Annotated in this window: 28 protein-coding genes and 1 tRNA gene; 13 read left to right on the forward strand and 16 right to left on the reverse strand. The window is 44.4% G+C overall.

The window, feature by feature from the left end:
* Positions 1-8: 8 nt before the first annotated feature.
* Positions 9-1,334, reverse strand: a complete 1,326-nt coding sequence (gene aspS / locus QXR92_03480; GenBank protein ID MEM0319065.1) for an aspartate--tRNA(Asn) ligase — start codon at positions 1,332-1,334, stop codon at positions 9-11.
* 329 nt (positions 1,335-1,663) lie between these two features.
* Here aspS and QXR92_03485 point away from each other — a divergent pair, with 329 nt between their 5' ends.
* On the forward strand, positions 1,664-2,410 hold the full coding sequence (locus tag QXR92_03485) for a PAC2 family protein (protein MEM0319066.1): 747 nt from the start codon (positions 1,664-1,666) through the stop codon (positions 2,408-2,410).
* 43 nt (positions 2,411-2,453) lie between these two features.
* Positions 2,454-3,155, forward strand: coding sequence for a hypothetical protein (locus QXR92_03490; GenBank protein MEM0319067.1), 702 nt, complete (start codon positions 2,454-2,456; stop codon positions 3,153-3,155).
* Positions 3,156-3,185: 30 nt separating this feature from the next.
* Here the strand turns inward: QXR92_03490 and QXR92_03495 are convergent, their stop codons facing one another.
* Both QXR92_03495 and QXR92_03500 read right to left on the reverse strand, forming a co-directional pair.
* Positions 3,186-4,340 (reverse strand): MFS transporter, encoded by a 1,155-nt coding sequence (locus QXR92_03495; GenBank protein ID MEM0319068.1) that lies wholly within the window; start codon positions 4,338-4,340, stop codon positions 3,186-3,188.
* A gap of 75 nt (positions 4,341-4,415) precedes the next feature.
* Positions 4,416-6,194, reverse strand: coding sequence for a radical SAM protein (locus QXR92_03500; protein MEM0319069.1), 1,779 nt, complete (start codon positions 6,192-6,194; stop codon positions 4,416-4,418).
* 217 nt (positions 6,195-6,411) lie between these two features.
* Between QXR92_03500 and QXR92_03505 the strand changes: the two genes are divergently transcribed.
* Both QXR92_03505 and QXR92_03510 read left to right on the forward strand, forming a co-directional pair.
* Positions 6,412-6,978: a THUMP domain-containing protein gene (locus tag QXR92_03505; protein MEM0319070.1), complete on the forward strand. Its 567-nt coding sequence runs from the start codon at positions 6,412-6,414 to the stop codon at positions 6,976-6,978.
* Positions 6,965-8,380 carry a hypothetical protein gene (locus QXR92_03510; GenBank protein MEM0319071.1) on the forward strand — a complete coding sequence of 472 codons (1,416 nt, stop codon included), beginning with the start codon at positions 6,965-6,967 and terminating at the stop codon, positions 8,378-8,380. Before QXR92_03505 ends, QXR92_03510 begins: the two co-directional genes overlap by 14 nt.
* 1 nt (position 8,381) lies before the next feature.
* Here QXR92_03510 and QXR92_03515 read toward each other — a convergent pair whose 3' ends face one another.
* From QXR92_03515 to hxlB, 4 genes are read right to left on the reverse strand one after another with little or no spacing between them, the layout of a single operon-like run.
* Positions 8,382-8,999 (reverse strand): MarC family protein, encoded by a 618-nt coding sequence (locus QXR92_03515; protein MEM0319072.1) that lies wholly within the window; start codon positions 8,997-8,999, stop codon positions 8,382-8,384.
* A 5-nt stretch (positions 9,000-9,004) separates the two neighbouring features.
* A complete protein-coding gene (locus QXR92_03520) occupies positions 9,005-9,343 on the reverse strand; it encodes a hypothetical protein (protein ID MEM0319073.1) in 339 nt (112 codons plus the stop codon).
* Positions 9,315-10,346 carry an AIR synthase family protein gene (locus QXR92_03525; GenBank protein ID MEM0319074.1) on the reverse strand — a complete coding sequence of 344 codons (1,032 nt, stop codon included), beginning with the start codon at positions 10,344-10,346 and terminating at the stop codon, positions 9,315-9,317. The genes QXR92_03520 and QXR92_03525 overlap by 29 nt, the downstream gene beginning before the upstream one ends.
* A gap of 11 nt (positions 10,347-10,357) precedes the next feature.
* A complete protein-coding gene (gene hxlB, locus QXR92_03530) occupies positions 10,358-10,960 on the reverse strand; it encodes a 6-phospho-3-hexuloisomerase (protein ID MEM0319075.1) in 603 nt (200 codons plus the stop codon).
* A 158-nt stretch (positions 10,961-11,118) separates the two neighbouring features.
* On the opposite strand from hxlB, the gene QXR92_03535 reads away from it, so the two are divergent.
* Positions 11,119-11,463, forward strand: a complete 345-nt coding sequence (locus QXR92_03535; protein ID MEM0319076.1) for a hypothetical protein — start codon at positions 11,119-11,121, stop codon at positions 11,461-11,463.
* A gap of 30 nt (positions 11,464-11,493) precedes the next feature.
* A complete protein-coding gene (locus QXR92_03540) occupies positions 11,494-11,883 on the forward strand; it encodes a hypothetical protein (protein ID MEM0319077.1) in 390 nt (129 codons plus the stop codon).
* Between the two features lie 6 nt (positions 11,884-11,889).
* Here QXR92_03540 and QXR92_03545 read toward each other — a convergent pair whose 3' ends face one another.
* The 3 genes from QXR92_03545 to QXR92_03555 form a co-directional block, all read right to left on the reverse strand.
* The gene (locus QXR92_03545; protein ID MEM0319078.1) at positions 11,890-12,108 is read right to left on the reverse strand and encodes a DUF2283 domain-containing protein; all 219 of its coding nucleotides are present in this window, start codon (positions 12,106-12,108) and stop codon (positions 11,890-11,892) included.
* Between the two features lie 23 nt (positions 12,109-12,131).
* Positions 12,132-12,395 carry a hypothetical protein gene (locus tag QXR92_03550; GenBank protein MEM0319079.1) on the reverse strand — a complete coding sequence of 88 codons (264 nt, stop codon included), beginning with the start codon at positions 12,393-12,395 and terminating at the stop codon, positions 12,132-12,134.
* 38 nt (positions 12,396-12,433) lie between these two features.
* A tRNA-His gene (locus QXR92_03555) sits at positions 12,434-12,506 on the reverse strand.
* A gap of 199 nt (positions 12,507-12,705) precedes the next feature.
* On the opposite strand from QXR92_03555, the gene QXR92_03560 reads away from it, so the two are divergent.
* From QXR92_03560 to QXR92_03580, 5 genes are read left to right on the forward strand one after another with little or no spacing between them, the layout of a single operon-like run.
* Positions 12,706-13,056 carry a hypothetical protein gene (locus QXR92_03560; GenBank protein ID MEM0319080.1) on the forward strand — a complete coding sequence of 117 codons (351 nt, stop codon included), beginning with the start codon at positions 12,706-12,708 and terminating at the stop codon, positions 13,054-13,056.
* A gap of 11 nt (positions 13,057-13,067) precedes the next feature.
* Positions 13,068-14,429: a glycerate kinase gene (locus QXR92_03565; protein MEM0319081.1), complete on the forward strand. Its 1,362-nt coding sequence runs from the start codon at positions 13,068-13,070 to the stop codon at positions 14,427-14,429.
* Between the two features lie 13 nt (positions 14,430-14,442).
* The gene (locus QXR92_03570) at positions 14,443-15,957 is read left to right on the forward strand and encodes a type II/IV secretion system ATPase subunit (protein ID MEM0319082.1); all 1,515 of its coding nucleotides are present in this window, start codon (positions 14,443-14,445) and stop codon (positions 15,955-15,957) included.
* 6 nt (positions 15,958-15,963) lie between these two features.
* Positions 15,964-16,860, forward strand: a complete 897-nt coding sequence (locus QXR92_03575) for a type II secretion system F family protein (protein MEM0319083.1) — start codon at positions 15,964-15,966, stop codon at positions 16,858-16,860.
* Positions 16,857-17,753 (forward strand): type II secretion system F family protein, encoded by an 897-nt coding sequence (locus tag QXR92_03580; GenBank protein ID MEM0319084.1) that lies wholly within the window; start codon positions 16,857-16,859, stop codon positions 17,751-17,753. Before QXR92_03575 ends, QXR92_03580 begins: the two co-directional genes overlap by 4 nt.
* 37 nt (positions 17,754-17,790) lie before the next feature.
* Here QXR92_03580 and QXR92_03585 read toward each other — a convergent pair whose 3' ends face one another.
* Entirely contained in the window at positions 17,791-19,506 is a 1,716-nt protein-coding gene (locus QXR92_03585; protein MEM0319085.1) for a DUF4910 domain-containing protein, read from the reverse strand.
* A 58-nt stretch (positions 19,507-19,564) separates the two neighbouring features.
* On the opposite strand from QXR92_03585, the gene QXR92_03590 reads away from it, so the two are divergent.
* On the forward strand, positions 19,565-19,930 hold the full coding sequence (locus QXR92_03590; protein MEM0319086.1) for a hotdog domain-containing protein: 366 nt from the start codon (positions 19,565-19,567) through the stop codon (positions 19,928-19,930).
* Here QXR92_03590 and feoB read toward each other — a convergent pair.
* The 3 genes from feoB to tnpA form a co-directional block, all read right to left on the reverse strand.
* A complete protein-coding gene (gene feoB, locus QXR92_03595) occupies positions 19,923-22,040 on the reverse strand; it encodes a ferrous iron transport protein B (protein ID MEM0319087.1) in 2,118 nt (705 codons plus the stop codon). The two genes, QXR92_03590 and feoB, sit on opposite strands and share 8 nt — an antisense overlap.
* Before the next feature lie 174 nt (positions 22,041-22,214).
* Entirely contained in the window at positions 22,215-23,525 is a 1,311-nt protein-coding gene (locus QXR92_03600; GenBank protein ID MEM0319088.1) for a transposase, read from the reverse strand.
* Entirely contained in the window at positions 23,507-23,935 is a 429-nt protein-coding gene (gene tnpA / locus QXR92_03605; protein ID MEM0319089.1) for an IS200/IS605 family transposase, read from the reverse strand. Before tnpA ends, QXR92_03600 begins: the two co-directional genes overlap by 19 nt.
* A gap of 179 nt (positions 23,936-24,114) precedes the next feature.
* On the opposite strand from tnpA, the gene QXR92_03610 reads away from it, so the two are divergent.
* Positions 24,115-24,534 carry a DUF296 domain-containing protein gene (locus QXR92_03610; GenBank protein MEM0319090.1) on the forward strand — a complete coding sequence of 140 codons (420 nt, stop codon included), beginning with the start codon at positions 24,115-24,117 and terminating at the stop codon, positions 24,532-24,534.
* A gap of 56 nt (positions 24,535-24,590) precedes the next feature.
* Here QXR92_03610 and QXR92_03615 read toward each other — a convergent pair whose 3' ends face one another.
* On the reverse strand, positions 24,591-25,799 hold the full coding sequence (locus tag QXR92_03615) for a membrane dipeptidase (protein ID MEM0319091.1): 1,209 nt from the start codon (positions 25,797-25,799) through the stop codon (positions 24,591-24,593).
* Between the two features lie 47 nt (positions 25,800-25,846).
* Positions 25,847-26,633, reverse strand: a 787-nt coding sequence (locus tag QXR92_03620) for an ABC transporter substrate-binding protein (GenBank protein MEM0319092.1), incomplete at its 5' end; no start/stop codon positions are given.

Here is a 26,633-nt window from a genome sequence, read left to right on the forward strand (position 1 = left end):
TTCAGGAATCATGGAGTGAGCCTCTCTGGGTCTCTCGGCAGCAGTCTTGCCTCCCTGATGTTCTTTATTCCAAGCATTTGGGCAACCAGCCTTTCAAGTCCAAGTCCTGAGCCTCCATGCGGAGGAGCGCCATAGCGGAAAACTCTTATGAAGAACTCGAAGTTCTCAACCTTCAGTCCCTTCTCTCTTATCTGGCTCTCCAGCACATCTGCTCTGTGCTCCCTCTGACTGCCACTCACAATTTCCATCCCTCTATAGATGAGATCGAAGCTTTTAGTGTAGGTTGGCTCATCCTCTTTCTTCATTGTATAGAATGGCCTCTTCACCCATGGATATTCCGTAATATAGAATAGCTGGGAGCCAAATTCCTTCTCCATTATATCTCCCAAACCCTTTTCTCCCTCACTATCGATGTCGTTAGGATCTGGCTGCTTTATACCATGCTCTCTGAGCAATTTATGAGCCTCTCTGAATGTTATCCTTGGGACGTCTCTGGGAACTTCAAGGGAGATATTGAAGTACTGCCCAATTTCTTTCTTGAATCTCTGAAGCACGACTTCTATTGAATGTATGACAGCTCTTTCAACAACTTTCATTACATCCTCGTGATCATCTATGAATCCCATCTCTATATCTACAGACTCGTATTCGGTTAGATGCCTGTTGGTATGATGCTTCTCTGCTCTATAGACTGGCCCTACCTCGAAAACCCTTTCGAAACCAGCAACAACCATCATTTGTTTATATAGCTGCGGGCTCTGGGCAAGGTAAGCACTTCTGTCAAAATATATTACAGGGAAAACCTCAGCCCCACCCTCCGTTGCCTCAGCTACAATCTTAGGCGTAAAGACTTCCAGGAATCCGTTGCTTCTGTAGAACTCCCTCAAAGCATTAACTGCTACATCCGTCACTTCAAATATGAGCTTGTTCCTTGGAGCTCTGAGGTCCAGAAATCTCCAGTCGAGTCTTGTTGCCAGGTTTGTTTTTTCCCAGTCATCTGGATCGATAGGAACTGGTCGGGCAGCCTGTGAGATTATGTGAATTTCCTCAGCATTTATTTCCTTGCCACCCAGAGAAGCTTTACTGTCCCTCAATACTCCTTTCACAGCAATGACATCCTCTGAACCGAGTTCCCTCGCTAAGCTATAGGCTTGAGGATTAGTATCTTTCTTCGCCACGCACTGAATTGCCCCCGTTCTATCACGAATTATGATAAAGGCTACTCCTCCCACCAATCTAACTGTATGCACCCATCCAGCAACAAGCAGCTTTTCTCCCTCCGTTTTGCGGAGGGCTTCAGAGATGCTTATCCTCTCCTTGAGAGATACTGACATTTAACATCACTTTCCAGAACATTGTTGGCTCTGATGTCTTAGTTCCTTGATACTGAGATAAAAAGGTTTTCTGGCTGAAGGTTCTTTAGTCCACTCAATATTCAAATGAATTTGAAAAAACTGAATTTGCATAAACTGTCCTCTTAAACAATTTTTCCTCTTCCTTTGAAGAAACGGCTGAGCTGTGATCCTACAGAATGTATTTCCCAGTCATGTGAAAGTCGTGTTGCTTCTTACTATATGAAACGAGAATGAGCAACGCTTTTGATTTCCCATAACTTATTAAGCAATTAAATAATAATAGTAAAATTGAGAGGATGTGAAGATCTTTGCTCACAATAATAGAGAAGGAGAATCTGAAAGATCTTTCTGGAAAAACCGTCATAGTAGGCTTTCCAGGAATGGCATTCATAGGGAAAGTTACAGCAGATGTTCTTGTTAACAAGCTTTCTCTGAAAGAGGTGGCTGAGATCTACTCTTACGATGCTCCTGCATCAGTGGGTGTAAGCGAGGGGCTTATACAGCTTCCCTCAATAAAGATATACAGCAATCATGACCTAGATCTGGCAGTTCTTACAGCCTCATATCAGCCTCAGGCTGAGGAAGGGCAGAACAGGCTAGCCCATGAGCTGAGCAGAAAGCTATCGGAGATCGGAGTTAGAAGAATTATCTCTGCCGCTGCCTATGTGACTCCAGAGGTTCCGGAGAAGAGAAGGGTGTTTGTGGCTGCCACCGAGAAGCGCTTGGTGGAGGAGTTCAGCGCTCTTGGCTGCATTCCCATGGATGGCGGGATTTCTGGTTTGAACGGACTGCTTCCAGGGCTCGCTGAGATATATGGCATGGAGGGAGCAGCTTTGTTGGGAGAAACTGGGGAATTCTTCGTTGCTGGAGGAATGGTTGATTACCTCTCGGTGGCTGAGATTGTTAAGGTCATTTCATCATATCTTCAGCTCAATATAGCAGTAGATGAGCTCATAGAGAGAGCAAGAGAAATAGAGGAGGGAGTGAAAAGGGCAATAGCAAGAAGCATGACTATGGAGGAAAAGAAGGAGAAAGAGCCATCGACACATATGTAAAATAAGGAGAATGCTGTGATGATTGGGGTTCGTTGGGGTAAAAATGAACTTTCGAAGACCCATCGATATATCTTCGCTCCTGGATCAAACATCTTTTAAAATAGTGGATGGTAAGAAGCTAGCAGTTAAGAACTATACAAAGCCCAGCGGGATAATAAAGTGGCTTTTGCTGAACTTTCCTCCAATCCCATTTTACTATCCGCTTACTCTGGATCCTGCAGAGAGAATGAGAAGGGAAATAGATTTTTTCTCGCATGAGGCGGAAGGATTTCTCATTCCAAAAATTTACAATATTGACTGGAAAAAAATTGTGCTTGAAAGGGAATATATTGAGGGGAGGCATCCATCATTTGAAGATGAGAAGGACCTGAAATCCGTGGGAATGGCTTTATCATTCATTCATAGGGCCGAAAGATGTCTTGGAGATACGAAGCCTCAGAACTTTCTCATAGCTGAAAATGGTGTATATGTCATAGATGCTGAACAAAGCCTGCTGTCCTGCCAGAAGAGGAGATTTATAGGCTGGGATGTAGCGCTATCAATCCTATTCATTTTCTGGAACAATCCCCTCATAAGCCCAAATGAGTTCTCCTCAAAGGTGAGATCTTTTCTGAACGGCTACAAGGAGGCTGGCAGCAAAATAAGCTGGGAAATCGTTAGAGAAGCGCATCCACTCATACTTTTGACACCTCCCCAACTTCTTCTAATTGTAAGGGAGTCTTTGAGCTTAGAGAATAATGTCTAGAACTAAAAATTGGTAAATAAAGCGACGAGGCTAGTGTTTGGAAATCATTCTGTAGAGCATTATTGCTGAACCTGAGTTTACTGCGAGGGAATAGATAACTGCCGCAAAGGGATGCAGCGAATAGAGAACGGCGAAGAAGATTGAGCCTATTCCGAAAGCTATGGCTTGGGCAACTGCATATGCTCCAAAGCCTCCAGCATAGTCCTGTACGGATAGCTCGGATATTGTTGCCCTGAATGCAGATTCGAAATAGCCTGTCACAATTCCCCAGAGCGTTGCTCCCAAGGCATATTGATATATGCTACCTCCATTGTTAATGAGAAGATAGGTAGCCAAGGCGCTTGCCGGCGGAACAGCTATGTATATGAGAAGCTTCGCTCTTTCATAAACAAAGCCAATTGATATTGCTGCCAGAGCATCAGTAATCATTGCGATCATGTACATGAGAGCAACAACGTTGCTTCCAACTCCTGTATTAACCATGTGATAGGAAACAATCCCCCATGGGACATATGCAGCAGTTATCAAGCCGAAGAGAATGATGAAATCTCTCAGCTCTCCTCTGATTTCCCTTATTTTTATTTTCATGCTTATTTCGAGCGATGACAGCCTTGGATAGAGTATGAATGCGGTGAGAACCAGAAAAATGCTAATTGATGCTGGAATTGCCAAGAACTTGAAACCTGCCGAATAGCCCCCGTGTCCGCTCAAGAAATATGCTATTATTAAAGGACCAGTAACTGCACCTATTTGATCCAAGAACTCATGTATTCCGAAAGCCCTTCCCTTCCCTATTTCCTCTGTGACCTCGGAGAGAATCACGTCTCTTGAGGGGGTCCTCAAACCCTTTCCAACTCTTTCAAACATGAGCAAAGCGAAGGCTATCTGCCAGCTTCCAGCTATTACAAGTGCCGGGATAACTGCCAGATTCAGAATGTAGCCAAGTATTACAGTAAGCCAAAGGAATATGCTACCTCTATAATTGGAAATAATGAGCCCAGTAATTCCTCTGGCAACATATGAAATGAGCTCACCCAGTCCCAGAAGACCTGCAAAGAGAGCAGGGGCTTCTAGGTACTCCAGAAAAGCTCCTCCCACAGATCTGGCTCCTTCATAGGTCATATCTGCAAAGAGGCTGACAAAGCTAAGAATCAAAAAAATTAGAATCTTTCTGCTTATATTCAAAACTAAGATCACCTTTCGTTTTGCTAAAAAAATTCTCCTTAATTAATATGAGCTTTTATTAGTGGAAAAAAGTTTTCAGGTCTCCTGAGATGCAGTGAAGCTAGAATAGGTTGCTTTATAGAGAGGATGTATCCTGAGCTCCTTGATGTTGGGTACATATTTATCGCTGACCCCATATTTGTGCCCCCGCCACTTCTTCGACCATTCATCTAAGGACATGCCGTTTTTCTTCAGGATAGAATCTCTGTATATATCGCTAAGGACGTTGTATGCGCAGAAAGGTATCACTCGTCCATCGGGAGAGGTGTAATGTATGTTGCATCTCATAACTCTCTGTACATCGTAGTTGTATTGATCCATGAAGTGCATGAGTCCCAGGAATAGTAAGCTGTAGTGGAGCTCTCCGAGAGCATCATAGCTCCTCTCTCTTATTACTCTCATCAGCAGCTTGCTGATGCTCGCACCATTTGGTAAGTTATCCCTTATTATATAATCTCCAAGGTGTCTCAGGGAGGAAATGAGGCTCAAATATGTCATAACCTTACCTGCTCTCTCCAGCTTTTCTCTTCTCTCATCAAGAAAGTTGAGGAATCCATCAACATCGATGAAGTCCGTAATCGAGTAGAATCTCCTGAATTTTCCTCTCTCGTCTCTATCCACAATTACATATGTAGCTGCTCCACAAGCAATGTGGTTTGCCATGAGAAACTGCTCTCTCTTAGTAACAGCCTCTATGAATTCGGCAAATTTTGCTGCAACAGGAATGGGATACCAGGAGCTTGCCTTTATCTGACCGTCAGTCTGCCTTTCAATTCTCTCTATAACGTCTGGAATAGTTATTCTGAACTTGTCCAATTCGTGCTTCTTCATTCTTCCTGTAAGGCTGACTGGTTGAAAGTTCACCGCTCTGACTATATCCATGTTCTCAGCAGCAAATCTCACTATGTTCCCTAGGTCATTGTCGTTTATGCTCTTTATTACTGTTGGAACAAGAACAACGCTCGTCATTCCGGCTTTTCGAAAAGCATCGAATATGAATGGTATATCCCAGTGATTTTTGGGATTTGTTTTTGGATTCGTTCCGTCGAAGCTCATGTAAACAGTGTTCACTCCCGCTTCCCTTAGCTCCCTGGCCCATTTTACAGCAAGCTCAGGATTCTTTCTGTAAACTTCTGCCAGAGGAATTCCTTCGGTGTTGAGCTGAATGTGCCTCACTCCTTCCTCCTTCATCATCCTGACTATATCCACTAGATCATCTCTCATGAGAGGTTCTCCACCAGTCAGCTGAATGACCAATGTTTTATGTTGCTTCTTCAGCTGCCTGACCTGCTCTCTAAGCTGCTCTATCGTGGGCTCATATACATACCCAACCCTCTCTGCAAAGAAGAAGCAATACCAGCACGAGAGATCACATCTATTTGTGACTACAATGTTAGCTAGGGCTGTGTGATTCTTATGCATTCCACAAAGTCCACATGAGAAGGGACAGGGAGCACTTACGGGCACATAAGAATACGTGCCTCTTCCCTCATCCTCATACTTCTGGAACCTGTAGTACATCTGGGCATTCCCATAGTAAAGATCCTCAAATGCTCCATGTTCCGGGCACTCCTTCCTTATAAATAGCTTTCCCTCTCTCTCAACTATGATTGCTGGTAAAAGCCTCTCGCAGATGGGACAGATGCTCTGTGTATGCTTGACAAGCTTCTCTCCGTCCTTCAATTTTGGCATTGGGCCTCCAATGTTTATAACCTTGCCCTCTATCTCAATCGATTTCCCCGCAAATCTGCTCACAGGCCTAAAAGCTTCCATTAGGTTGCTATCGCTTCTCGTGGATTCCGTAGCACCAGCCATATCTATCCCCAACAGTTCGAGATTTTAAGCAGACTCATGTAAAAGCTAGTCACATCTCCTTTAAAAATAAATTTACCTATATTTCCGTAAAAAAAGGGAAAACAGTTTTTCGAGTGACCGCTTGCTTCGATCGCAAATATTTAAAATGTTCTCAACGGATATAACCACAGCAGAAAGTAACTTTTCTGAATAGATAATGAGCAGCAGGAGATGTAATGTGAGAAGGGAACCTTTCAATCTAATAGTAACACACTATCCAGGATATGATAATTATGTTGTTGCCAGGGAGAAGCTGAAAAAAGTTCTCGACAATGCCAGGATAGTTGACACTTCGCAGAGCATTATTCTCTTGATAGTAGATGACCCATATGCAGCCATCGAGAAGATAAAGAGCTCTGAGGAAATGTCGTCCTCTCCGATATTGAGAGTTATTCCAGTTGATGCCGTAACAGATGTCTTTGTTGATAGGATAAGAGAAGTTGTTCATGAAATATTTCGTAGAAAGGCTTCACCAAATGACACGTTCAAGATCAAGATAGATGGAAGGGTGTATAAGAGGGAAGAGGGTGAAGTAGCGAGGATCCACAGGAATGAAGCTATTGAGCTCATTGCACATGGAATAGATAATCCCGTTGATCTCGATTATCCTGACTGGTTGATTTATATAAAGACGCTGAGACTGTACAGAGCTACTGAGCTTTCTAGCATAACTATATGCAGAAGAGATCAGATTCTGAGCTTTGCTCCAAAGGAGGAGGAGGTTGAGAAGAGTGAGGAGCTCTAAGCTCTTCGGAACTGCGGGGATTAGGGGAAGATACTTAGACAAGGTCAGGCCAGGGCTTGCCTATGATATAGGAGTGAGCGTGGCAGCCCATGTGGGAGGAAGGGGGACGATAACCATAGGTCACGATGTTAGGACCACAAGCCCACTGCTCGCGCTAAGTGCAGGATCGGGAGTGATGAGCGGAGGAGTAGATGCTATATTCCTTGGCCTCGTTCCAACCCCAGTTCTCGCGTACAGCGTCCCCCACACGAAGAGCAAGGCTGGCATAATGATAACTGCAAGCCATAATCCTCCTCCTGACAATGGAATAAAGGTATTCCAGTATAACGGAATGGAATATACCGAGAGAATGGAGGAAGAGCTTGAGCTTCTCATGCAGGTCAAATCCAAGTTCCACGCCACTTGGGATCAGGTGGGAAGGCTAATTGATGCTGCAGAAGTTGGAGAGGACTATGTGGATGAGATTTCCAGTGTTCTGAGACCCAGGAGCATAAAGTATGTTCCCAAAATATATATAGATTGCAGCAATGGTGCTGCCAGTAACTACACTCCGAGAATTCTGAGGAAGATGGGGGCAAAGGTCTTTTCAGCGAACTGTCATCCTGATGGCTATTTTCCTGGGCATGAGCCGGAGCCAAGACAGGATGTCCTTGAGCCTTTTCTGCCAGTTGCTGCATCCCTCTCTCCAGATGTCATAATGGCTCACGATGGCGACGCTGATAGGCTTGCTGCTCTCACCACAAGAAGGGGGTTCATAAAGCAGGACATATTAATAGCTCTCTACTCAAAACACAAGCTCATGGAAGGGAAGGGAACAATAATTGTGAGCATTGATGTTGGGAACAGCGTTGTCGATATCGCAGACAAGTACGGAGGAAGAATTGTGAGATCAAAGCTAGGAAAGATTCATGAAAAGCTGCTTGAGCATCCAGGAGCTCTTCTTGCCGCTGAGCCATGGAAGCTAATAGATCCAATGTGGGGATTCTGGGTGGATGGAATTTATCAGGCAACGCTGCTGACAAAGCTCATGATGGAAGAGGGTGTTACAATGGATGAGCTCCTCTCAGATATTCCAACATATCCGTGGGCTAGGTTGAGCATCCCAATCATTGATGATGCTGAAAAGCATGAGGAGTTCTATGAAAGATTGAAGGAAAAGTTCGTATCAAGCATGGGGGAGTATGAAACCATGACAACGCTTGATGGGGTAAGGCTGGACTTTTCGGATAAGAGCTGGGTTCTTATAAGGATGAGCGGCACTGAGCCAAAGGTCAGAGTTTATATTGAGGGGAACGAGAACAAAAGAGTTGATGAGCTCATAGAGAAGTCAATGGAAATAACCAAGAAAACGGCAGAGGAGCTTGGACTGAAGCTTGAGGCACCAACTATAAATAGGGGATGAGCTAAGGAGGATTTCCTATCAGCTGAGCAACGTTTCCCTGTATGTTCTCAACTATTCCCTGTCTAATCATTCCAACAGCTATCGCTAGAAGGATCATGGAGAACAGCTTTATCAGAAAAATGCTGCCTTTCCTTCCAAACAGGTTGAAGAGCTTCTCTCCAGCAAGAAGTATCAATAGAGCAATAAGGCCGTCTATTAGTATTGCTAGCAGAGATGTTGATAGTCCCCAGCTATACTTTATGTAGATCACAGTTGTGATTGAGCCTGGTCCCGCAAGAAGCGGTGTAGCCAGAGGGACTATAGCAAGCGAATCTCTCTCCTTAACGAGCTCGACCTCAGTGTTTCCGAAAACACCCCACAGACCATATACAAAAAGGATGATGCCTCCTGCTATTCTGAAATCTGATGTAGTTATGCCGAAGTACCTGAAGAAGGGCTCACCGAAGAATGCGAAGAATATTAGGAGAGAAACTGCTATGATTATACTGTTTAATATCGTCCTCCTTCTCTCCCCCTCTTCCATATCCTTTGTATAGCCATAGAAGAGAGGGGCGTTTCCAATGGGATCAAGAATTATGAAGAGCATGATTATAGATTGAATCAGATATGTAAGATTCAAGTAGATCACCTGCACACCTTCTCTTTGATTGCTTCTTCTTCGCTGGAAATGCAGCTGAATATACATTCTCCAAAGCACTGGGATTCTCTACTCCCACATTTTTCTTCACACAGAGCGATGCAGTTCTTCTCCTTCAGCTTTAGTATCAGCAATGATGCCTCCCCTTCCTCTAGCTTCACTATTTTGCTTTCCAGAAGGTCACTTAGCTCTTCCTTGAGAACTACTCTTCTCACCGCCTCGAAATCGACGAGCCTTGAGTCGAAGATGACTGAATGGGTTGGGCTTGAGATCCCTAAGCATAGCCTCTTTCTTATTTCATCTTCTTCCTTGAGAACCTCTCTCAATCTCTTCCAGCCTCTCTATGAAGTTGTCCTGGGGAAGCTCTTCCACAATTTTCTCAGCAACTTCTCCCCTTTTTATATATAGCTTTCTTTCCCTTCTTTCGGTTACCTTTCCTATTATGGAAGCCTCTACCCCAATGCTGGACAGCTTGCTCAGAGCATCATTTATTCTGCTCTTGGGAACAGCAGCAAGAAGTGTCCCACTGGAAAGGGAAAAGAGGGGATCGGCGCCAAGTGCGCCCAATATCTTTTCTGTCAAGCTGAATATGGGGATCTGATTTCTATCTATCTCAACAGCCCAGCCAGAGGCATAGGAAAGCTCGAATGCTGCGGCTGCTATCCCTCCTTCTGTGGCATCATGCATTGCATGGGCTAATTTTTCAGAAGAGAGAGCAATTGCTTCGGGGACAACAGAAATCTTCTCTATCAATTTTTTTGCTTCTTCCAGCTCCATCCTTGAGAAACCCCTTTCTATCAAGAATTTCTCGAGATCATAGGCTGCGATAGATGTTGCTTCCATTGCAGCTCGCTTAGTCATTATAACTAGGTCTCCCGGCATGGCTGCTGAGGTCGGAGTGATTGACTCCCTCGATCCTATTCCCAGTGCTGTAATCGAAATGAGCGGCCTAGTTACAGCATCGCTGTACTCCGTATGTCCTCCAATAAGCGATCCTCCAATTTCCGAGAGAGCTCTTCTCATGTCCGACGCGATCTCAATAATCCTTTCGTCCTCAGTGGATTCGGGAAGAATAATCGTGGCAAGGAACCAAAGAGGTTTAACTCCGCTTGACGCTATGTCATTGGCAGCAACATGAATGGATAGCCACCCAATCCTGGTATGAGCTGCTGTTATTGGATCGGAGTGAGCTGCCAATATTTCGCTTTCGCTAACATCAACTACTCCTGCATCCTCCCCAACCATTGGTGGCAAAATAACTCTAATGCCAGAGCCTATGTCGAAGAAAAAAGCTCTTTGGAGCAGTCTTATTGGGAGCTTTCCTGGCAACTCAAATCACTTCATAGCTCCACATTTGCATGCCTGGTTTTAAGATCTAGCTCTCTCTTATTCAATCTATACATGAGTCCTCCTATTATACCATCAAGAACAACCATTGCCGTGTCCTCGAAAAGAGTTCCTAGCGGTGCCAAGGGCTCATGCAGGCCGAGTATCTGCCTGGAGAAATAATCCTTCTCCTCTGCGAGCTTCGTTCTACCAGGTATTCTCAATATGAAATCTGCTATCTGCCCAAGAGGGCTGTCAGGATATGATGTTACAGCAAATACAAGCGCTCCCACTCTCTTTGCAGCTCTGGCAGCAGTGACAATCAGCTCAGTGGAGCCTGAGCCGCTTATAGCTATCACAGCATCTCCTGCGGCTATGCTCGGGGTTATTGTGTCCCCAAGTACATAGCTATTGAATCCTAGATGCATGAGCCTCATAGCAAAGGCTCTACCAACTAATCCGCTTCTTCCTGCACCCATTACCAGAACTTTCGCACCTTTATTGTATATATCAACAAGTTTCTGCGAAAAAATCTCAATATCCTTTCGGTCAAGCTCATCGATACTCCTGTCTATGAAAATGGCTATTTCCTTCATTGCTTCATATTCATAACTCAAGGCAAGATCCCGATCAATGTTCTATCTCAAAGCTATTTTATATTTTGATATTCGAAAGTGTGGGAATTGAGAACATTTATCATGCATTTACCGCTATGACTCCGTCTCCTATCTTAAAATGCATTTGCTAACAAAAAGATCTTTTGAGGATGATTCGCTTGAGTGAGGATGGATTGCTCGATAATCAAATCGGACAGAGAAGCGATGTTGTAGAAAAGTTCAGAGTTATGTTATCCAAGGAAGCAGAGGAGGCAAGAATAGATGCTATATCAACTGCCAAGCTAGCCATTTCGATTTATAAAAATGGGGAGAGAGAGCTGGCCCTCCTGGTCATCAGGGAGAGCATGAGAATAGCGAAAGGCTATGTGGAGCTAACTGAGAAAATAGGTGAGAACCAGGATAAATCCTACGACCTTCTGCTCGGTCTAGAAACGATTGAAGAGCTAATGAGGAGCGGAGAGAAGGTTGAGTATTTGAGGGGGATCTTGGAGGAGATAGCCTAGACCTTTCCCTCAGATGGGGGTTTCCTTGAATTGATTGAAAGTGTGAGAAGAGCGGAAATTTCGAAGGACGATATTAGGGAAATGCTGGAGGCAGCTACAAGCGAAAAGCTGAATATAAGCTATTTGGAGATAGATGGGCTCGAGCTCTTCGTGGAAGCGATCTATGGAAACGGTCTCGTTCACATCTACATGCTGATCGACGAAGGTCAGATGAGAAGAGGAAAAATCCAGTTGAGAGGAATAATGGTATTCATCTCAGATCCGATATGTGCCACAATTTTCACATGGTTTATTCCTTCCTTCTCAAGCGATGTGGAGGTATATTTCTACAGCGATTGGACTGTCTTCTATATTTCCACCCCAAGCATATTCGATTTGAAGAAAGCGGTATCAGCTGTGAGAATAGCGGTATCGAGTTGAGCAGAATCAAGAAATCTCTTTTCCAATCTTTTTGGAGAAGTCGAAAACTGTTATGGAAACGATTGAGTTATTCTTTATTCTCAGAACGATGTCATTTTCCAGCAATATCTCCTCATCTGCATCCTCAATTTCATATCCGAAGTTGATGTACAGTATATCGTTTCTATTATCATATTCAAACCAAATTTTGTTGATATCGCCTAGTGGAAGCTTTTTTCCTTCCATGGCAGTTTCTCCTCTTCAGGAGCTCAGCCACTCGAAGCCCTCTTCTCCTTCAGCTCTCTCAGCTCTCTCTCTATAGTGCTCAGCCTCTTCTCCACGTTCTCTATGTGCATTGAAAGATGATTTATGGCATCAACTATGGCATTTAGAGCATCAACCAGATCAGCCTCACCGTGCTCATGTGAATGCTCATGTTCATGCTCCATTTCTGGATGTGTTTCCATTACTTCTTGAACAATTTTCTCCATATCATCTTCTTTTTTTGGTATTGTTAACCTCATTTTACCCATTGCTATGACACCATGCCTTCAAGTTCAGGAATTGGAGGGGCCGCCGCCGGGGTTTGAACCCGGGACCTCCGGATCCACAGTCCGGCGCTCTTCCAGCTGAGCTACGGCGGCCAATGTACTTCTCATTGGCCATCGATCTTCATTGCTTGCGCTCAGTTGCGGCCCCTTAGAGATGCGATTACCAATTATTTTTTAGCATAATGGGATTATAAAAGTATGAGAGTAGGGAAAGGAATATCTCATAAAAATATTCCAACGATTAGATTAAATAATAAGCGAGAATATTATGAAAGAATGAGGGCAAACAATCTTGTCCTTCTTCAGAAGAGGGCGGGCTGGCAAGGAAAAAAAGCCCGTGTATGAGGAGGTAAGCCAAAGTGAGCTGCTTTACTCGAAGAGAAAATTTGGTCTCGTTGTGGTTAGAGGGACAGTTAGCGGAAAACCAAAGCTTCTTACGATGAGGGGAATTTTTGGAGGAATGGCCCACGAGCACACAACTGTTTTCAGCTTGGAAAAGGGGGTCAATGTGTATTTTCCCGGAATTGCCTTTCTAAAGGATGGGGAGGAAGTCTCTGTATATGGCAGGTTCACTCCCCCAAACTCTCTGGCTGCATCAAAAATAGAAACCAAAAATGTAACATATGAGCTTCAGTTGGAGTGAGGAGATGTCCCTTGTACAAAACTGGAAGAAATATGCCAGCTTACCTTTCTCTCCTGCTCGAGCACTCTCTCAGAGCACTTGACATAGGAAGCATGCTGGAAAAAAGGCTAAGCTTTGATGGAAGAACCTTGACTATCACTAACAGGGAAGGCAGGATTTTGGGCTCACATGAAATTGACAATGGTAAAGTGATTTTGATAGCGCTTGGTAAAGCTTCTCAGAGCATGACGAAATCTATGATGAAAGTAATGGGTGAAAGGGTTAGCAAAGCTATTGTGGTTTTTCCTGAGGACCAAAATCTTCTCCTGGAACCCAAGGACAATATAACAGTGATCCCTTCTTCCCATCCGGTTCCATCCAACAAGAGCATATTAGCAGCAAGAGTGATAAAAGAGGCATTGTCTGGATTGAGTTCTAGCGACACTGCGATTTTCTTGATATCTGGCGGAGGCTCTTCTCTCGTCGAGGAGCCCATTCAAGGAATATCGCTCGATGAGTTGGTTAGAACATATTCCCTGCTTCTCAGCTCAGGAGCTAATATAAAGGAGGTTAACACGGTCAGAAAGCATATTTCTTCAGTAAAGGGAGGAAGGCTCGCTGAGCTGGCTCATCCAGCGAAAGTTATAGCACTGATTGCGAGCGATGTTCCAGGCAACGATGAGAGCTTTATAGCAAGTGGTCCAACTGCACCCGATCCCACAACCTACCAGGATGCTCTCGAGATCCTGAAGTTCTATGAGCTGGAGGAAGAGGTTCCTTCAGCAGTTCTTAAGGTGCTGAGAGATGGTGCCATGGGCAAACTTCAGGAGACTCCGAAGCCTGGAGACCACATTTTCTCCAATACATGGAATTACATAGTTGCATCCCCATTTGATTTGGCCAAGGCTGTAGAGGAGAGGGCAAGACAGCTCGGGTTTAATGCATATGTATTAACAACGAGGATTGAGGGAGAAAGTCGTGAGCTTGCTAAGGCTATTTCATCTGTTGCTTTGGACACGCTAAAGGGCTTCACGTCGTTTCAGAGACCGGCTGTTTTGATTCTTGCAGGAGAACCAAGCGTGAAGGTGAGGGGAAGAGGAAAAGGTGGAAGAGCTACAGAGCTCATAGCATGGCTCTCTCGAGAGATTGATGGGGCAAGAGGAATATCTGCTTTCGCAATAGATACTGATGGTAAAGATGGTAGTAGCGATGCAGCTGGAGCATTTGCAGATTGGAACACATGGAGCGAGCTGGTCAGGATCTTTGGTAGAAAGGTCATTCAAATGTTGAACAGCAATGACTCCTTCTCTGTGCTCGATTCTACTGGATACACTATTAGAACAGGACCTACCGGTTCAAATTTGAATAACTTGATATGTCTAATCATTGAATAAAGGGGTCTCTTTCGTGGAGAACGGAACAGATGATAGAGAGAGGGAGGAAAAGGAGCAGGAAAGAGAGGTAATTGACTTCTATCAAGTTGGAAAAAACATATTTGTAATGATCTATAGAGAGGGCAGCAGGATATTCTACAGGCCCATTGAGCCTGAGCTCTCTGAGAAGGAGCTAGAGGCGCTCAGTGCTGTCAAAGATTACGTTATGAAAAGGCTATATTTCACGCATAGAGATTTGAGAGAGAGATGGACTAAGCTCCAGCAGGATGTAGAGGAAAAGGTCAAAGAAGCCAATGATGTCCTTCTTCTAAAGCTAGATTCCCCATCTCTCAGCAAGATCTCGTACTATGTGAAGAGAGATTACTTGGGATACGAGCGCATAGATGTTCTCATGAACGATCCATTCATAGAAGACATTTCAAGCTCGGGACCTGGAATCCCCATCTATGTATATCACATAAAATACGGATGGCTGCCAACAACGGTCATTTTTCCTAGCGAAGAGAGCTATACAGCCTTTATCAGAAGACTAGCATATAGGGCAGGACAGGATCTGGTTTTTGCCACGCCAATAGTTGAGGGGCCGCTGCCTCCTAAGAACTATAGAGCTCACCTTGTCTTAGATGTTATATCCAGAAGCGGATCCTCGTTCACAATCAGGAGGGGGGCAGAGGTTCCACTGAGCATTGTGAGGCTTATCATACTCAGAACCCTTTCCCCAAGAATGGCAGCCTACATATGGCTGCTAATTTCCCATATGAGAACAATACTGATAGCTGGTCCAATGGCAAGCGGAAAGACAACCCTTCTCAATGCAATAATAATGTTCATCCCTCCAGCAAAGAAGATTGTGTCAATTGAGGAAACAAATGAGCTGCGATTGGATAGAGAGAATTGGGTCCCCTTAATTGTTAGGCCATCAACTTCCCCAGGAATATCAAACATAACACTCTATGAGCTTTTGAAGTCCAGTCTCAGACAGAGGCCGGACTATATAGTAGTTGGTGAGGTAAGAGGGGAAGAGGCCTATACGTTTTTCCAGGCAATTTCTCTTGGACATGGCGGTCTTGGAACAATACATGCTGAATCATTTCAACAAATAATAAGGAGACTTGAAAGTCAACCCTTGAACATTCCAAGAAGCATGATTCCGCTGGTGAACACAATGATATTCATGAAAAGCATATACAAAGAGGGTGGAATTGTGCGAAAAGTCTCCGACGTTATTGATATAGTTTCCTATGATCCCTCAACTGACAGCATAAATGCTTCATCCTCATTTCACTATGATCTGGAGAGAGATGAATGGATTGAAGCTGAGATACTGCCAGGGTTAAACAAAATCTCTGAGCTAACTGGTCTCAGCGTGAGCGAGTTGAAAAATGAGCTGGCAAGAAGAGAGAGATTCCTCTCGACCCTTGCAGCAAAGGGCATTGATCTTCCAGACGAAGTCTCAAGAGCCATAGAAGAATACTCACTGAATCCTGAGAGGGCTATTGAGATGTTCGAGGGAGTCAAGGAGGAGTGAGGGTGCTTGGAGAGAGAGCTCCTTGAGAGGGCTGCTCTATATGCTCACAGAATGATTGGTTCCTTCCCTCTTACTCGGGACATATTTTCTAGATTGCCATGGCTCAATCGCTATCTTGAGCTCATTGATTTTCCCCTTCCTATGGAATACTATGTATCTCTCTCATTGCTGATTTCTGGGATCACTTTCCTTGGAATTTTCATATTTTCCTTTCTTTTCTACTTCATCCATCTCGGTGTACCAGCATATTTCTCATTTCTGCTCTCTTTTCTACTCTCATTGGCGGTAGGCTCAGCTGCCTTCGGCATATCGATCTTCGCTCCTGTGCTAAAAGCAAGAGAAATGAGATCAAAGATTGAGGAGGGGGCACTCTTCGCTATTATAACTCTCTCTGCAGCTGCTCTCAGCAACCCAAACCTCTTCGAGTCCCTTATAGCATCGGAGAAATTGATCTCATCAAAAGAGATCCGCGCTTCTTTCAGAAGGATAATAAGGAGAGTTAATTCCGGAATGGATCTCAGGGATTCCCTATCCAGAGAGAGCGAGCTCATTCCATCTAGGACAATGGCGATCCTATATGAGGGGCTTTCCAGCATTTCTTTAACAGGTGTGGGTCTAGCAGAATATCTTCAGGGCTTTCTGGAGGATCTTCTCTCGACAATGGAGGGCAAGGTGAGAAATGTCATAGATAGGCTAGGCGTTCTCATTGAGAGCTACATAATAATAGCGCTCATATTTCCCTTTCTTTTGATCATAATGCTGATGATGAGTGGTTCCTTCAGCGGAAGCCAGCTCAATATATATCAAACAGTTCTTCTTTTTGACTTTGGAGTCCTCCCAGCAATATTTGCTATTCTTATTCTTCTAGCTGACATGATATTGAGGGAGGTGGCTATGGATTGAGGATAACGATGAATAGAAATAAAGAAAGAAGTGCGTTTGAGATCGGCCTATTCAACATAGCTATGGCTCTCGCCCTTTCAGCATTGACCTTCATTCTTTCTTGGCAGTTGTTTGAGCGCTTCCTTTCCTCTCTCTTCAGTGCAAATCCTTTTGCTAGGGAAAGAACATACATTGTTCTTACCTCCCTTAACCTGGCTTTCATAATCGGATCGATCCCCCTAGCATTCAGAGTCAGGAAAATAGTTAGGGAAGAAGGAAATTCTATGAGGGGAATTGTTCTATTTCTCGATATGGTATCTGTAGGAACGAAAACAGGCTCAAATGTTCTCGATTCAATGAGGAGAGCCGTTAGGTTCGTCCCATCAGAAGGGCTTAAAAATAAGTTGAAAAATGCTATATCGGAGGTAGAGATGGGTGGTTCTTTTGAGAATGCCGTAAAGAGATCATCCTCAGGACTGCCGAAGCTTGTCTCTGAATCAATAAAGGCCCTTATTCCTTCCTCACAGGCTGGGCCCAGAGCTGGCGATGTCCTCCTTTTAGCAAGAGACTTCGTTAGAAAGCTCATGCTCTTTGCTGATGTTAGAAGGACTTCACTTGCCCTCTATTTTTACATTTCCCTTCTATCCCTCGCAATATTTGAGGGTGGAGGTGTCTTTCTAATTTATCTCATATCCTCCATAGCTAGCAGCAGTCTGCCGAGTGCTTCTTTCCTCAATCTCAACATAATACAGACATGGACGTTTCTCTTCCTAACTGGTCTTGAGCTATCAATCTTCTCCAGCCTATTCGTAGCAAAAGTTGTTCGAGGGAAAATTAAGCTAAGCGCAGACTATGCTGAGTTCTTCCTCCTCGTCAATTATATTACAATGGGGCTCATCCCCCTCTTCCTCTGAAAAATTTGAGATCTGATCAAATGTTCTTGCTGCTCGCTTATTTGATAAGCCCCAGAGATCTCCACGCATTTATCAATATACTCATGTCTGCAGGATCAACAGCTGTTCCAAGCTCTCCCATAGCTATGCGTCTAGCCCCCTCAATCCCAACATCTCTCCACTTTAGCATAGATGATAGTAGGACGTTGATCGTTCTTAACCAGGGCTTGCTCTCCAGAAGCTCGACTATCTTTTCATAGTCCTCCGAGGATAGCTTACGCCTCATGAGCCTGTTATTTGGATAGCCAGTCATTGTGACCTTGAGTAGGGGCTCTGGAATAGTTAAATTCGAGGCCTTTCCATAGCATCCCTCCATGGATAAGCCGAGCTCCTCTGCCTTTATGCAGTACAAGGATCTCACGTACGGAGCTGCCTCAGCACTAGCTTTGAGCAAGTCGAGGCCACTTACTAGACTAAAATAGCTTGAGAGGGATCCATCTTCGCCATTGGAGATTGCAGATTTAAGAGCAGCAACTCCTATGAATATGGACGATCTGGGATCGAATTTCTCCATAGTATCCTCGCTGGAATGATAGAATCTATCGGGCCAGCTGTTTATCATAACTGCAGGTATACCCATGGATATGTAAATGTCATGGTCGCTTCCAGCTTCATAATTGGTTATCCAGAATTTCCTCAATGGGATTTCGCTCGGAGAGCTGAAGCTCCTGCTTTTTGGAAGAGAGCGGAATAGCTCTTTGAGAAGCACCGGCTCCATGGAGGAGAGCAAGTGAATGGGAGGCCGAATGAAGTTGAGAGAGGAACCACTCAGTTCCTCAATTTCACCTATCATGTCAAGGTTGATTGCTCCCATTATTTTCCTCCTTCCTATGGCTGTGCGCAAATATGCAATCGTGCCACTGAACTCTGGGACCCACAGAAAGACCAGCCTCCTGTTCAAAATCTTCTCCTCAAGATTGGCCCTCTTCATTGAAAGGGCCGCCGCTATTAACCCAGCTACCCCGCTTATATTATCGTTCACAGTGAGACCTGGATGGCACATGTGAGCAGTAAGATGATATTCATAGCCGTCCTCACCGAAGGCCGTTTCTACAACTGGTATAGATGCTACTTCTCCATATTTGGAATTAACAAAGCCTTCTACTTCAACTTTTCTCCCTCTTTCAATCCAACCTTCAATTTTCTCGGCCATTAGCCTCGATATCGTTAGAGCTGGAATCTTCATTAGATTAAGATCTTCGTGACTTGGGAAGAGAGAGAAGTAGGGAAAAGCTGTTGGAGAGCCAGTTCTTCTGTAGAAAATTATTGCTTGCGCTCCTCCATTGACCGCTGCCAAATATGATTCAAAGCTGAAGTCTCGAGCCAGAAGAATCCTGTTTTCAAAGCCTTGCTTCTCTTTCCTTCCTCGCTCTAGAATTGCAATCTCTCCAGAGAATGATCCTGGAGGGGAGTGAGCAACCACAGAGGTAGGAATGGATAGAAATGTAGAAATCTCCATCCTAGTTGGGCTCAAAATCCTCAGAGCTGAATCCTCTATCTTCCATGCTACTAGATCAGAATCGTATGGGAAGAGAGAGCTATCGTGTTGAAAAATGTGTATTTCTGAGTCTATCCCGTTATCGCTAAGGAAATCTGATATTGCTCTTCCGACTTCTAGTATTCCAGGACTTCCCTGTATTCTATGAATTGAAGAAAGATAGCTCGCTATTGATGCAATTTCTCCAGGCCCAACAAGTTCTCTCAGCTGCTCCAAGATCCAGCACCATGATTCTTAAGTATACAGGGGGTTGTATATTAATGTAGGTGAAAATATGGAGAAAGAGAAGAGATCACATAGAGAGAGCTTCGTTGTCGGAAAGGAGCACTTAGCGTCGAGAATTGGGTCTGGTGATGTTGAAGTTCTCTCCACCCCAAGCTTAATAGCCTTCATGGAAAAGGTAAGCAAAGATCTTGCAGGGAAGCTCGTAGAAGAGGGGAAAACAACTGTTGGAGTTCATCTGGACATATATCACGTAGCTCCAGCATATGAGGGTGATGCTGTTGAAGTTGAATCCAGGATTGTGAACACAGCTGGTAATAGAATTGTTTTCTATGTGCAGGCAGAGTGCAGAGGGAAAATTATTGGATATGGAGTTCACGAGAGAGCTGTAGTAGATTCAAGAAAATTCTCTAAATAATTCTCAGAAGCATGTAGGCAGTATAGCTTATAGCTATAGCTACCAGAATGGAATAACTCATTTGCAGTAACACGCCCTTTAGACTCCTCGTCTCACTGTACATAGTTGCAACAGTAGCAAGGCAGGGGGTGTAGAGCGTTGCTGCTATCAAGATGGAAAAAGCCTGCAATGGTTCATATCCCATGGAAGCGACTGCATCGTTCAAGCTCTGGGCGCTAGGATTGAATAGGGTGATTGCTTCAATGAAGCTTTCCTTGGCAATGAAGCCATTCAGGAACATAAATGCAGTTTTCCAGGCGGAGTCCTCACTCAAGCCATATAGCTTTCCTATGGGAGACAGGGCTTGGGAGATTGTGTAGGAAATGCTCTCATCAACTGTGCTTGCTTGAGTAAGCGATGGAGTGAAGTTCAGGCTCACCCATATCAGGACTGAAAGAGCCAGTATTATGGTTCCTGCTTTTTTCAGAAAATGCTTTGAATTGTCCCAAACATGCCACCAGATGACCCTCCATATAGGTCTATGGAGCGGGGGGATCTCTATGATCAGCCCTTGCCCTTCTTCTCTTCCTTTAGCAAGAAGTCCCGTCAGAATTCTGGCAGTGAGCATTGCCACCAATATTGATATTATGTATACTGATGTAACAGCAGCCGCTCCAAGAATGGGAGAGCTGAACAAAGCTGCTGTAAATGCTATGATGATGACAAGTCTTGCCTGGCATGGAATGAAGGGTATCGAATATATCAACGCCTTCCTCTCAATGCTATCTTCGATCCCTCTCGTTGAAAGCACTGCTGGAATATTGCAGCCAAGTCCAAGAAGGAGGGGAAAAGCGCTTCTCCCTGTCAGACCAAATTTGTTCAGCAGCGAATCAAATGCTATAGCCATTCTAACTCCCAATCCTGAATCTTCCAGCGCTCCTAGGAATGCTATGGATATCATTATGAGAGGGAGGAAGCTCAGAACAGAGCCTACCCCAGGAATTATTCCCTGCGAAACGAGAGAGACGATGACTTCAGGGAAATGTCCACTCATCAATTTCTGGGATATGGATGCTAAATAACTGAATGTCAAGGAGAGAATGCCACTTATGCTGTAGCTCTCCAGCGCTTCCCCCCATTCGGGCCTTCCAAGGCTTCTGAGAAATACATTCAGGGGAAAGCCTGTATTTATTGTGAATGCAACAAAGAAAACTCCAAAGTATATCAGGGCAGAGAAAATTAGCGAGAGAAATGGACTTTGCATTACTTTCTCTAATGTTGAGCTTTCCTTTCTTGAAACCTCTGTTGTCCTGACATATTTCTGTATGAGCTTTTCTACAACATCATACCTGTAGTTGATCAATGCATCTCTTGGAGACCGATTGTATTTTTCTATGTAGTCTTTCACTTCTTTCTCAACAACTATTCTCATATCCTCTCCATATTTCTCAAAAATATAGCTAGAAACAAGGTTTTCCTGCTCGATCAGTTTTATGGCTGTCCATCTATTCCCCCAGTTCGTTTCAACCTTTCTGCGTTCAAGCTCCTCCTCTATTTTTCTTATTGAATCTTCCAGAGTAGGATAGTGAATCTCGAGTCCTTTATCCGCTTGTTCTCTTCTAGCAATCCTGATTGATTCCTCCAGCAGCCTATTTATGCCAAGACCAGTTATTGAGGAAATTGGTATAACTTGAACTCCCAGCGCCTGAGATAAGCCATCTATTCTCACGTGAACTCCATGCGAGTGAGCCTCATCGAACTTGGTTAAAGCTATGACTGCCTTAGTGGTAAGTTCAAGAACTTGAATAGCAAAGTAGAGCGACTTAGTCATGCTTAGGCTGTCAACAAAAATTATTACTGCATCGTACTTTCCAAAGAGCAGTTCCCTCAGAGTTATTTCCTCTTCTAGGGAAATTGAGAAGAGATTGTAAATTCCAGGAAGATCTGTGAGGCACATTTTTGTCCCTTCATATTCGATTACTGCCTCCTTCTTTTCAACTGTGGTTCCTGGCCAATTTGCTACAGATACTGTCTTTCCAGTAACTGTGTTGAAAAATGTGCTCTTCCCAACGTTGGGGCTTCCAGCGACAAGAAGTCTTATAGCGCACTTCTCCTTCTCTTCTTTACCCATTTTATCACACATATCTTTGTCTTTATTGCCAAAACTCACTACAGGCGCCACCCTATTATCTGAGCTTTCTGCTTATTTAATTGAAGCTATTCGACTCTTTCTTTTTTTTAAATTAAAAAAGATTTATTCAAATGAATTTTGTATATACTTGAACAAGCTGACCTCCTCCCCGCCCTAAAGTGCGAGGGTTTCGGGGAGGTTTGGAGCTACATTCCCGGCTCTCGTCAGGTTCAGATCCACGCCTGGTCTCGGGCTCGTTACCCCTACCCCGTGTAGAGCGGGGCTCGGGGGTATGGTTTTTGCTTTGAGCAGAACATTGTATGCTCCGACTAGGTCCGCGTTGAATACTTTGCTGTGTTTATAGCACTTGAATAATCCTCTGTATACTCTCTTATGGTCCTGGTTTTTCGCTTTGCATAGTGGACAGGTGGTGGATGTGCTCTCTTCGCTGACAAGCTCTACTCTGATACCGTACTCTTCTCCAACTTCGGCAATTCTCATTAGCAGATACCCATATGTCCATGTGTGAACCACCTCGAAGTTGATCTTGGAGCTTTTACTGCTGTTCTGAGCAATGTACTTTGGATAGCCAACTATCACTCTTGATACTCCTCTCCAGTACAACCACTCCACAGTGTTCCTCACAGCCCAGTTGATGTAGTTCTTCACCTGCCTCCTCCACTTTTTGTACATTCTCCTAAGCCTCCTGGAGGTTCTCAACCCGTACCTGTTCAAAGTGGACTGGTAATCCGCTATCTTCTTCCTCCAGTAGAAGCTAGTGCTCTTCAAAGGTCTACCCGAAACGAGTAGAGCAGAACCATCCTCTACATATACTGCTAGCAGGTTGTTTATACCAATATCTACTCCAGCAACTTTATCTCTCAAGGGGTTCATTGGTACCTCAACCCATTTTTCCTTAACCAGCTTCTCAGAGACCTCGAACACTACATGTATGTACCACTTCCTTTCATCACTGTCGTAGCGTATCTCAGCCCTTCCCTGCTTACCTCTAACGTTTACTCTACCGATGTACCTCACTCTGATGCTCCCGATCGCACCCAATCCCTTGAATACAATGTATTCTCCATCGAACCTGTACTGATCGTTCCTGAGAACACACCACAGCTCCCTCGACCCGCCTCTCTTCCTATACCCCGGTGGATTCACTTTCTTTACGAACGGTGGTAGCTTACATTCTTTCTTCGCTTTCAGTAGTGAGAAGAAGCTTCTCCAAGCTTCATCGTTCTTGTTCAGGACCTGCTGAGCTGTAGCTGAACCTATCAAAGCTTTGTAATTCTCGTAGAACTCTCTATACGTTGTTCTCAAGTCTACTCTCTTCTCCTCGAAGAACATTCTCCTCCTAGCGTAGTTGACTTCGTTCCATAGCTTAGCTGACAACGAGCAAAGTAGCTTGAGCTTGTTCTCTGAATCTCTATCTGGTGCTATTCTCAGTACTGCTGTTCTCCTCATCTCTCTTTCTCCCACTGCTCCTCCACATACCTCTTGACAGCATCTGCTGACACACTACCAACTGTTGCTACGAAGTAGCTTCTAGACCATAGCTTACCTCTAGTAGCACCAGCCTTCAGCTCCGGGAATTTTTGCAGTATCCTCCTAGCGCTCTTACCCTTGAGGTAGTTCACCACATAGGCTGGGGATAGCCGTGGAGGGCATGAGCAGAACACATGAACATGGTCCGGTAGCACCTCGATAGCTATAGACTCGCATCCGAGCTCAAGAAGTATCTGCCTCAGTACCTCTTTAGTGTATTCGGCAACTTCGCCTACGAGAACACCTCTACGGTACTTAGGAATCCACACAAAGTGGTAGCCACACCAGTACCTAGCATGCCTAGTGCTCCTAAACTCAAACCACGCCTGAGAGTAGCCCTCCACGGCTATCCCAAGAACACATTAGAGAATACAGAGCTTATAAACCTTACCACACCATCCCCGCCCTAAGGGGCGAGGCTTTCGAGATTGTAATTTCTCCCATTGTGCTATATTTGAAAAATGTTTTTTATATTGTGCTCCATAAGGTATTTTCTTGAAGTCTTGTTCGGATGGTGAGGAAGGTGAGTAGCTCCTTTGCAATAAAGGTTCTAAAAATACCGGAAGGTTCCTCATTTCCAGAAGAGCTTGAAAGGGAGATAGAGAAGCTTGGATTGAAGGGAGGAATGGTAATGGGAATTGGAGGCTTCGAGAGCTTGGAACTTGGAATCCTGAATCCAACTACAAGAGAATACGCTGTAAACAAATACACAAGCACAGACAATGTGAATTTGGAGGGCGTTTCAATAATTGGAAATTACTTTGTGAGGAGCGATGGAAAGATTGCAACGCATATACACGTGTCAATAGCAACAGGAAGGGAGAGCTCAGCAGGAGGACATCTAATAAGAGGAAGGGTGAAGCCATTTCTGGAGCTCTTCCTAATAGAAGTGGGAGAAGAGGTTAGAAGAGCTTTCGTTCATAGAGATGTACAGAAAAAATGATTTTTATTTTCCAATATTACTTGCCATGAGAGCGAGGCTTTCAGTTGTAATTCCCATCACTGCTTCCACGCTGCCTTAAGCACTCTGAGTATATTTCCTCCGATGACCTTAGCTATTTCATCGTCTGAGTATCCATGCTTAACTAGCCACCTAATAATATTTGGGAACTCCGATGGATTCTCCAGCCCATCGACGAATGGTACCTTCTCATAAGGCGGAAGCCCCTCCTCGCTGCTTGCCTTTATCGAGAGGTACTCTGCAAATACCTTATGAAGGGCAACATGATCACCAAACAGTGTATCAGGACCAAAAGCAACGTAATCTATGCCAACCAGCTTCTCCACATATTGGAAGTGCTCCATTATGCTTTCCAGGCTATGTTTTGGATGATTTCTTGTTATGGTCGTATGCGGAGCAGCCTCAATTGCAAAGAACCCTCCCTTCTCAGCTATAGCATAGATCACCTCATCAGGCTTCATCCTGCGAGAGGGCCAGAGAGCTCTGGCTCCGGCATGAGTAACAACTACTGGATATTTCGAAGCCTCAATCACATCAATGCTTGTTTTGTCGCTCGCATGGGAAACATCGATCAGGACACCTAGTTTGTTGAGCCTCTCCACAAGTGAATAACCGAGATCCGTGAGCCCCCTGTCATGCACGTCCGCTAGACCGCTTCCAAATTCATTATTTTTGCTATAGACTACCCCCATCACTCTAACCCCAAGACCATATAGAACGTCGAGCTTTGTCAGATCTTCTCCGATCTTCGGTGGGCTTTCCAGAGAAATCACCATGGCTATCTTTCCCTCTCTGAATGCCCTCTCTATATCTTCCACTTTTCTTGCAATGAACACAAGATCCTGGTGATCGATGTCAGCCTGCCAAATGCCGATCTGGTGCACTACGTTTTCCCAATGCCATGAATCGGGTGAGAACATGAGAGCCGTGCCATCCATCATGTTCTCAAAAACTGCATCCAAACCAGAGAGAGCAAGACCTTCGTAGCCAATAAAGGGTCTTCCTGAACGGGAGTGCTCAACAAATTCTGAGGGATCCTCTGGGAATATCTCCGTGTGATCGTGTGCAGAAATAAGTATGTTTTTCTCAATAATTGATTGCACTCTCTCCTCTTCTGACTTGGAGAGATCGACCTTCGACGATGGAACCCTTCCTATCACCTTAGCGAGCTTGAAAGATTTATAGTCCTTGTTTTCTTCCAAAAACTGCCATGACTTGTATCCACTGTATTTTTTTCCCCATCCCATCTTCCTTCACCTTTAGTAATCATTCGCTGGGAAAAAGAGAAATTTCTTTATCTCTTCCTCTTGAGGAGGAAGGTAAATGCTCCCACACTAACTATAATGATCAACAATACGGCTATCCATAATCCGGAACTAGATATGATTGTCGATGCTTGAGCTGTTGTTGTAGTCTGTGTGGTTGTTTGTGTTGTTGTTGGAGAAGTAGTTGTTGTAGTTTGTTGAGCAGCAGTTGTTGTTTTAGTTTGCAAAGGCAAATAATAGATATTCAGAAGCTGATCTGCAAAGTACCATTTTCCTCTAAGCGGAATATCGCTTCCAGCAAAATCAGCAGAGAAGACGTTGACCCATGGCACTCTGTAGAGAACTATTTCCGGCAGATCCTTGTTTATGTACAGCTCAACCTGCTGAAGATAGGCTATCTGTTTATTTGGATCCGATTCCTTCATCCAAGCGTCAAGCAAGCTATCTACTTTAGAATTGTTGTAGTACATGACGTTTGTGAATGGGCCCTTTCCTATCCAGGCAGAATCGAAGAGCTGATATGTCCAAAGGGGAGATAGCCAGTATTTGCTCGTAGCTATTTGATACTGACCATTCGCCTGAAGATTCAGCCATGTAGCGAAATCCACGCTCTTTATGACTACATTTATCCCTACATCCTTTAGCTGGTCCTTGACTAGCTGTGCAATTATCTGCTCATCTGCTTCTGGTCTTGTTAGCAGCTCGATTGTGAATCTCGTTCCATTGCTGGAGACTGGATATCCTGCCTCATCGAGGAGCTTGCTGGCGAGAGTTAAGTTCCTCTCGTAGTGTATCAGCCCGCTTGGAGGTGGGACG

The organism is Fervidicoccaceae archaeon (genome assembly GCA_038734945.1).
Taxonomy (GTDB): Archaea; Thermoproteota; Thermoprotei_A; order Sulfolobales; family Fervidicoccaceae; genus ARK-14.

Excerpts from the sequence above, each read along its gene's own strand:
- QXR92_03490 (MEM0319067.1), top strand. The coding sequence starts at position 2,454 with ATGAACTTTCGAAGACCCATCGATATATCTTCGCTCCTGGATCAAACA.
- aspS (MEM0319065.1), bottom strand. The coding sequence starts at position 1,334 with ATGTCAGTATCTCTCAAGGAGAGGATAAGCATCTCTGAAGCCCTCCGC.
- QXR92_03615 (MEM0319091.1), bottom strand. The coding sequence starts at position 25,799 with ATGGGATGGGGAAAAAAATACAGTGGATACAAGTCATGGCAGTTTTTG.
- QXR92_03590 (MEM0319086.1), top strand. The coding sequence starts at position 19,565 with ATGGAGAAAGAGAAGAGATCACATAGAGAGAGCTTCGTTGTCGGAAAG.
- QXR92_03545 (MEM0319078.1), bottom strand. The coding sequence starts at position 12,108 with ATGGAAGGAAAAAAGCTTCCACTAGGCGATATCAACAAAATTTGGTTT.
- QXR92_03500 (MEM0319069.1), bottom strand. The coding sequence starts at position 6,194 with ATGGCTGGTGCTACGGAATCCACGAGAAGCGATAGCAACCTAATGGAA.
- feoB (MEM0319087.1), bottom strand. The coding sequence starts at position 22,040 with ATGGGTAAAGAAGAGAAGGAGAAGTGCGCTATAAGACTTCTTGTCGCT.
- QXR92_03550 (MEM0319079.1), bottom strand. The coding sequence starts at position 12,395 with ATGGGTAAAATGAGGTTAACAATACCAAAAAAAGAAGATGATATGGAG.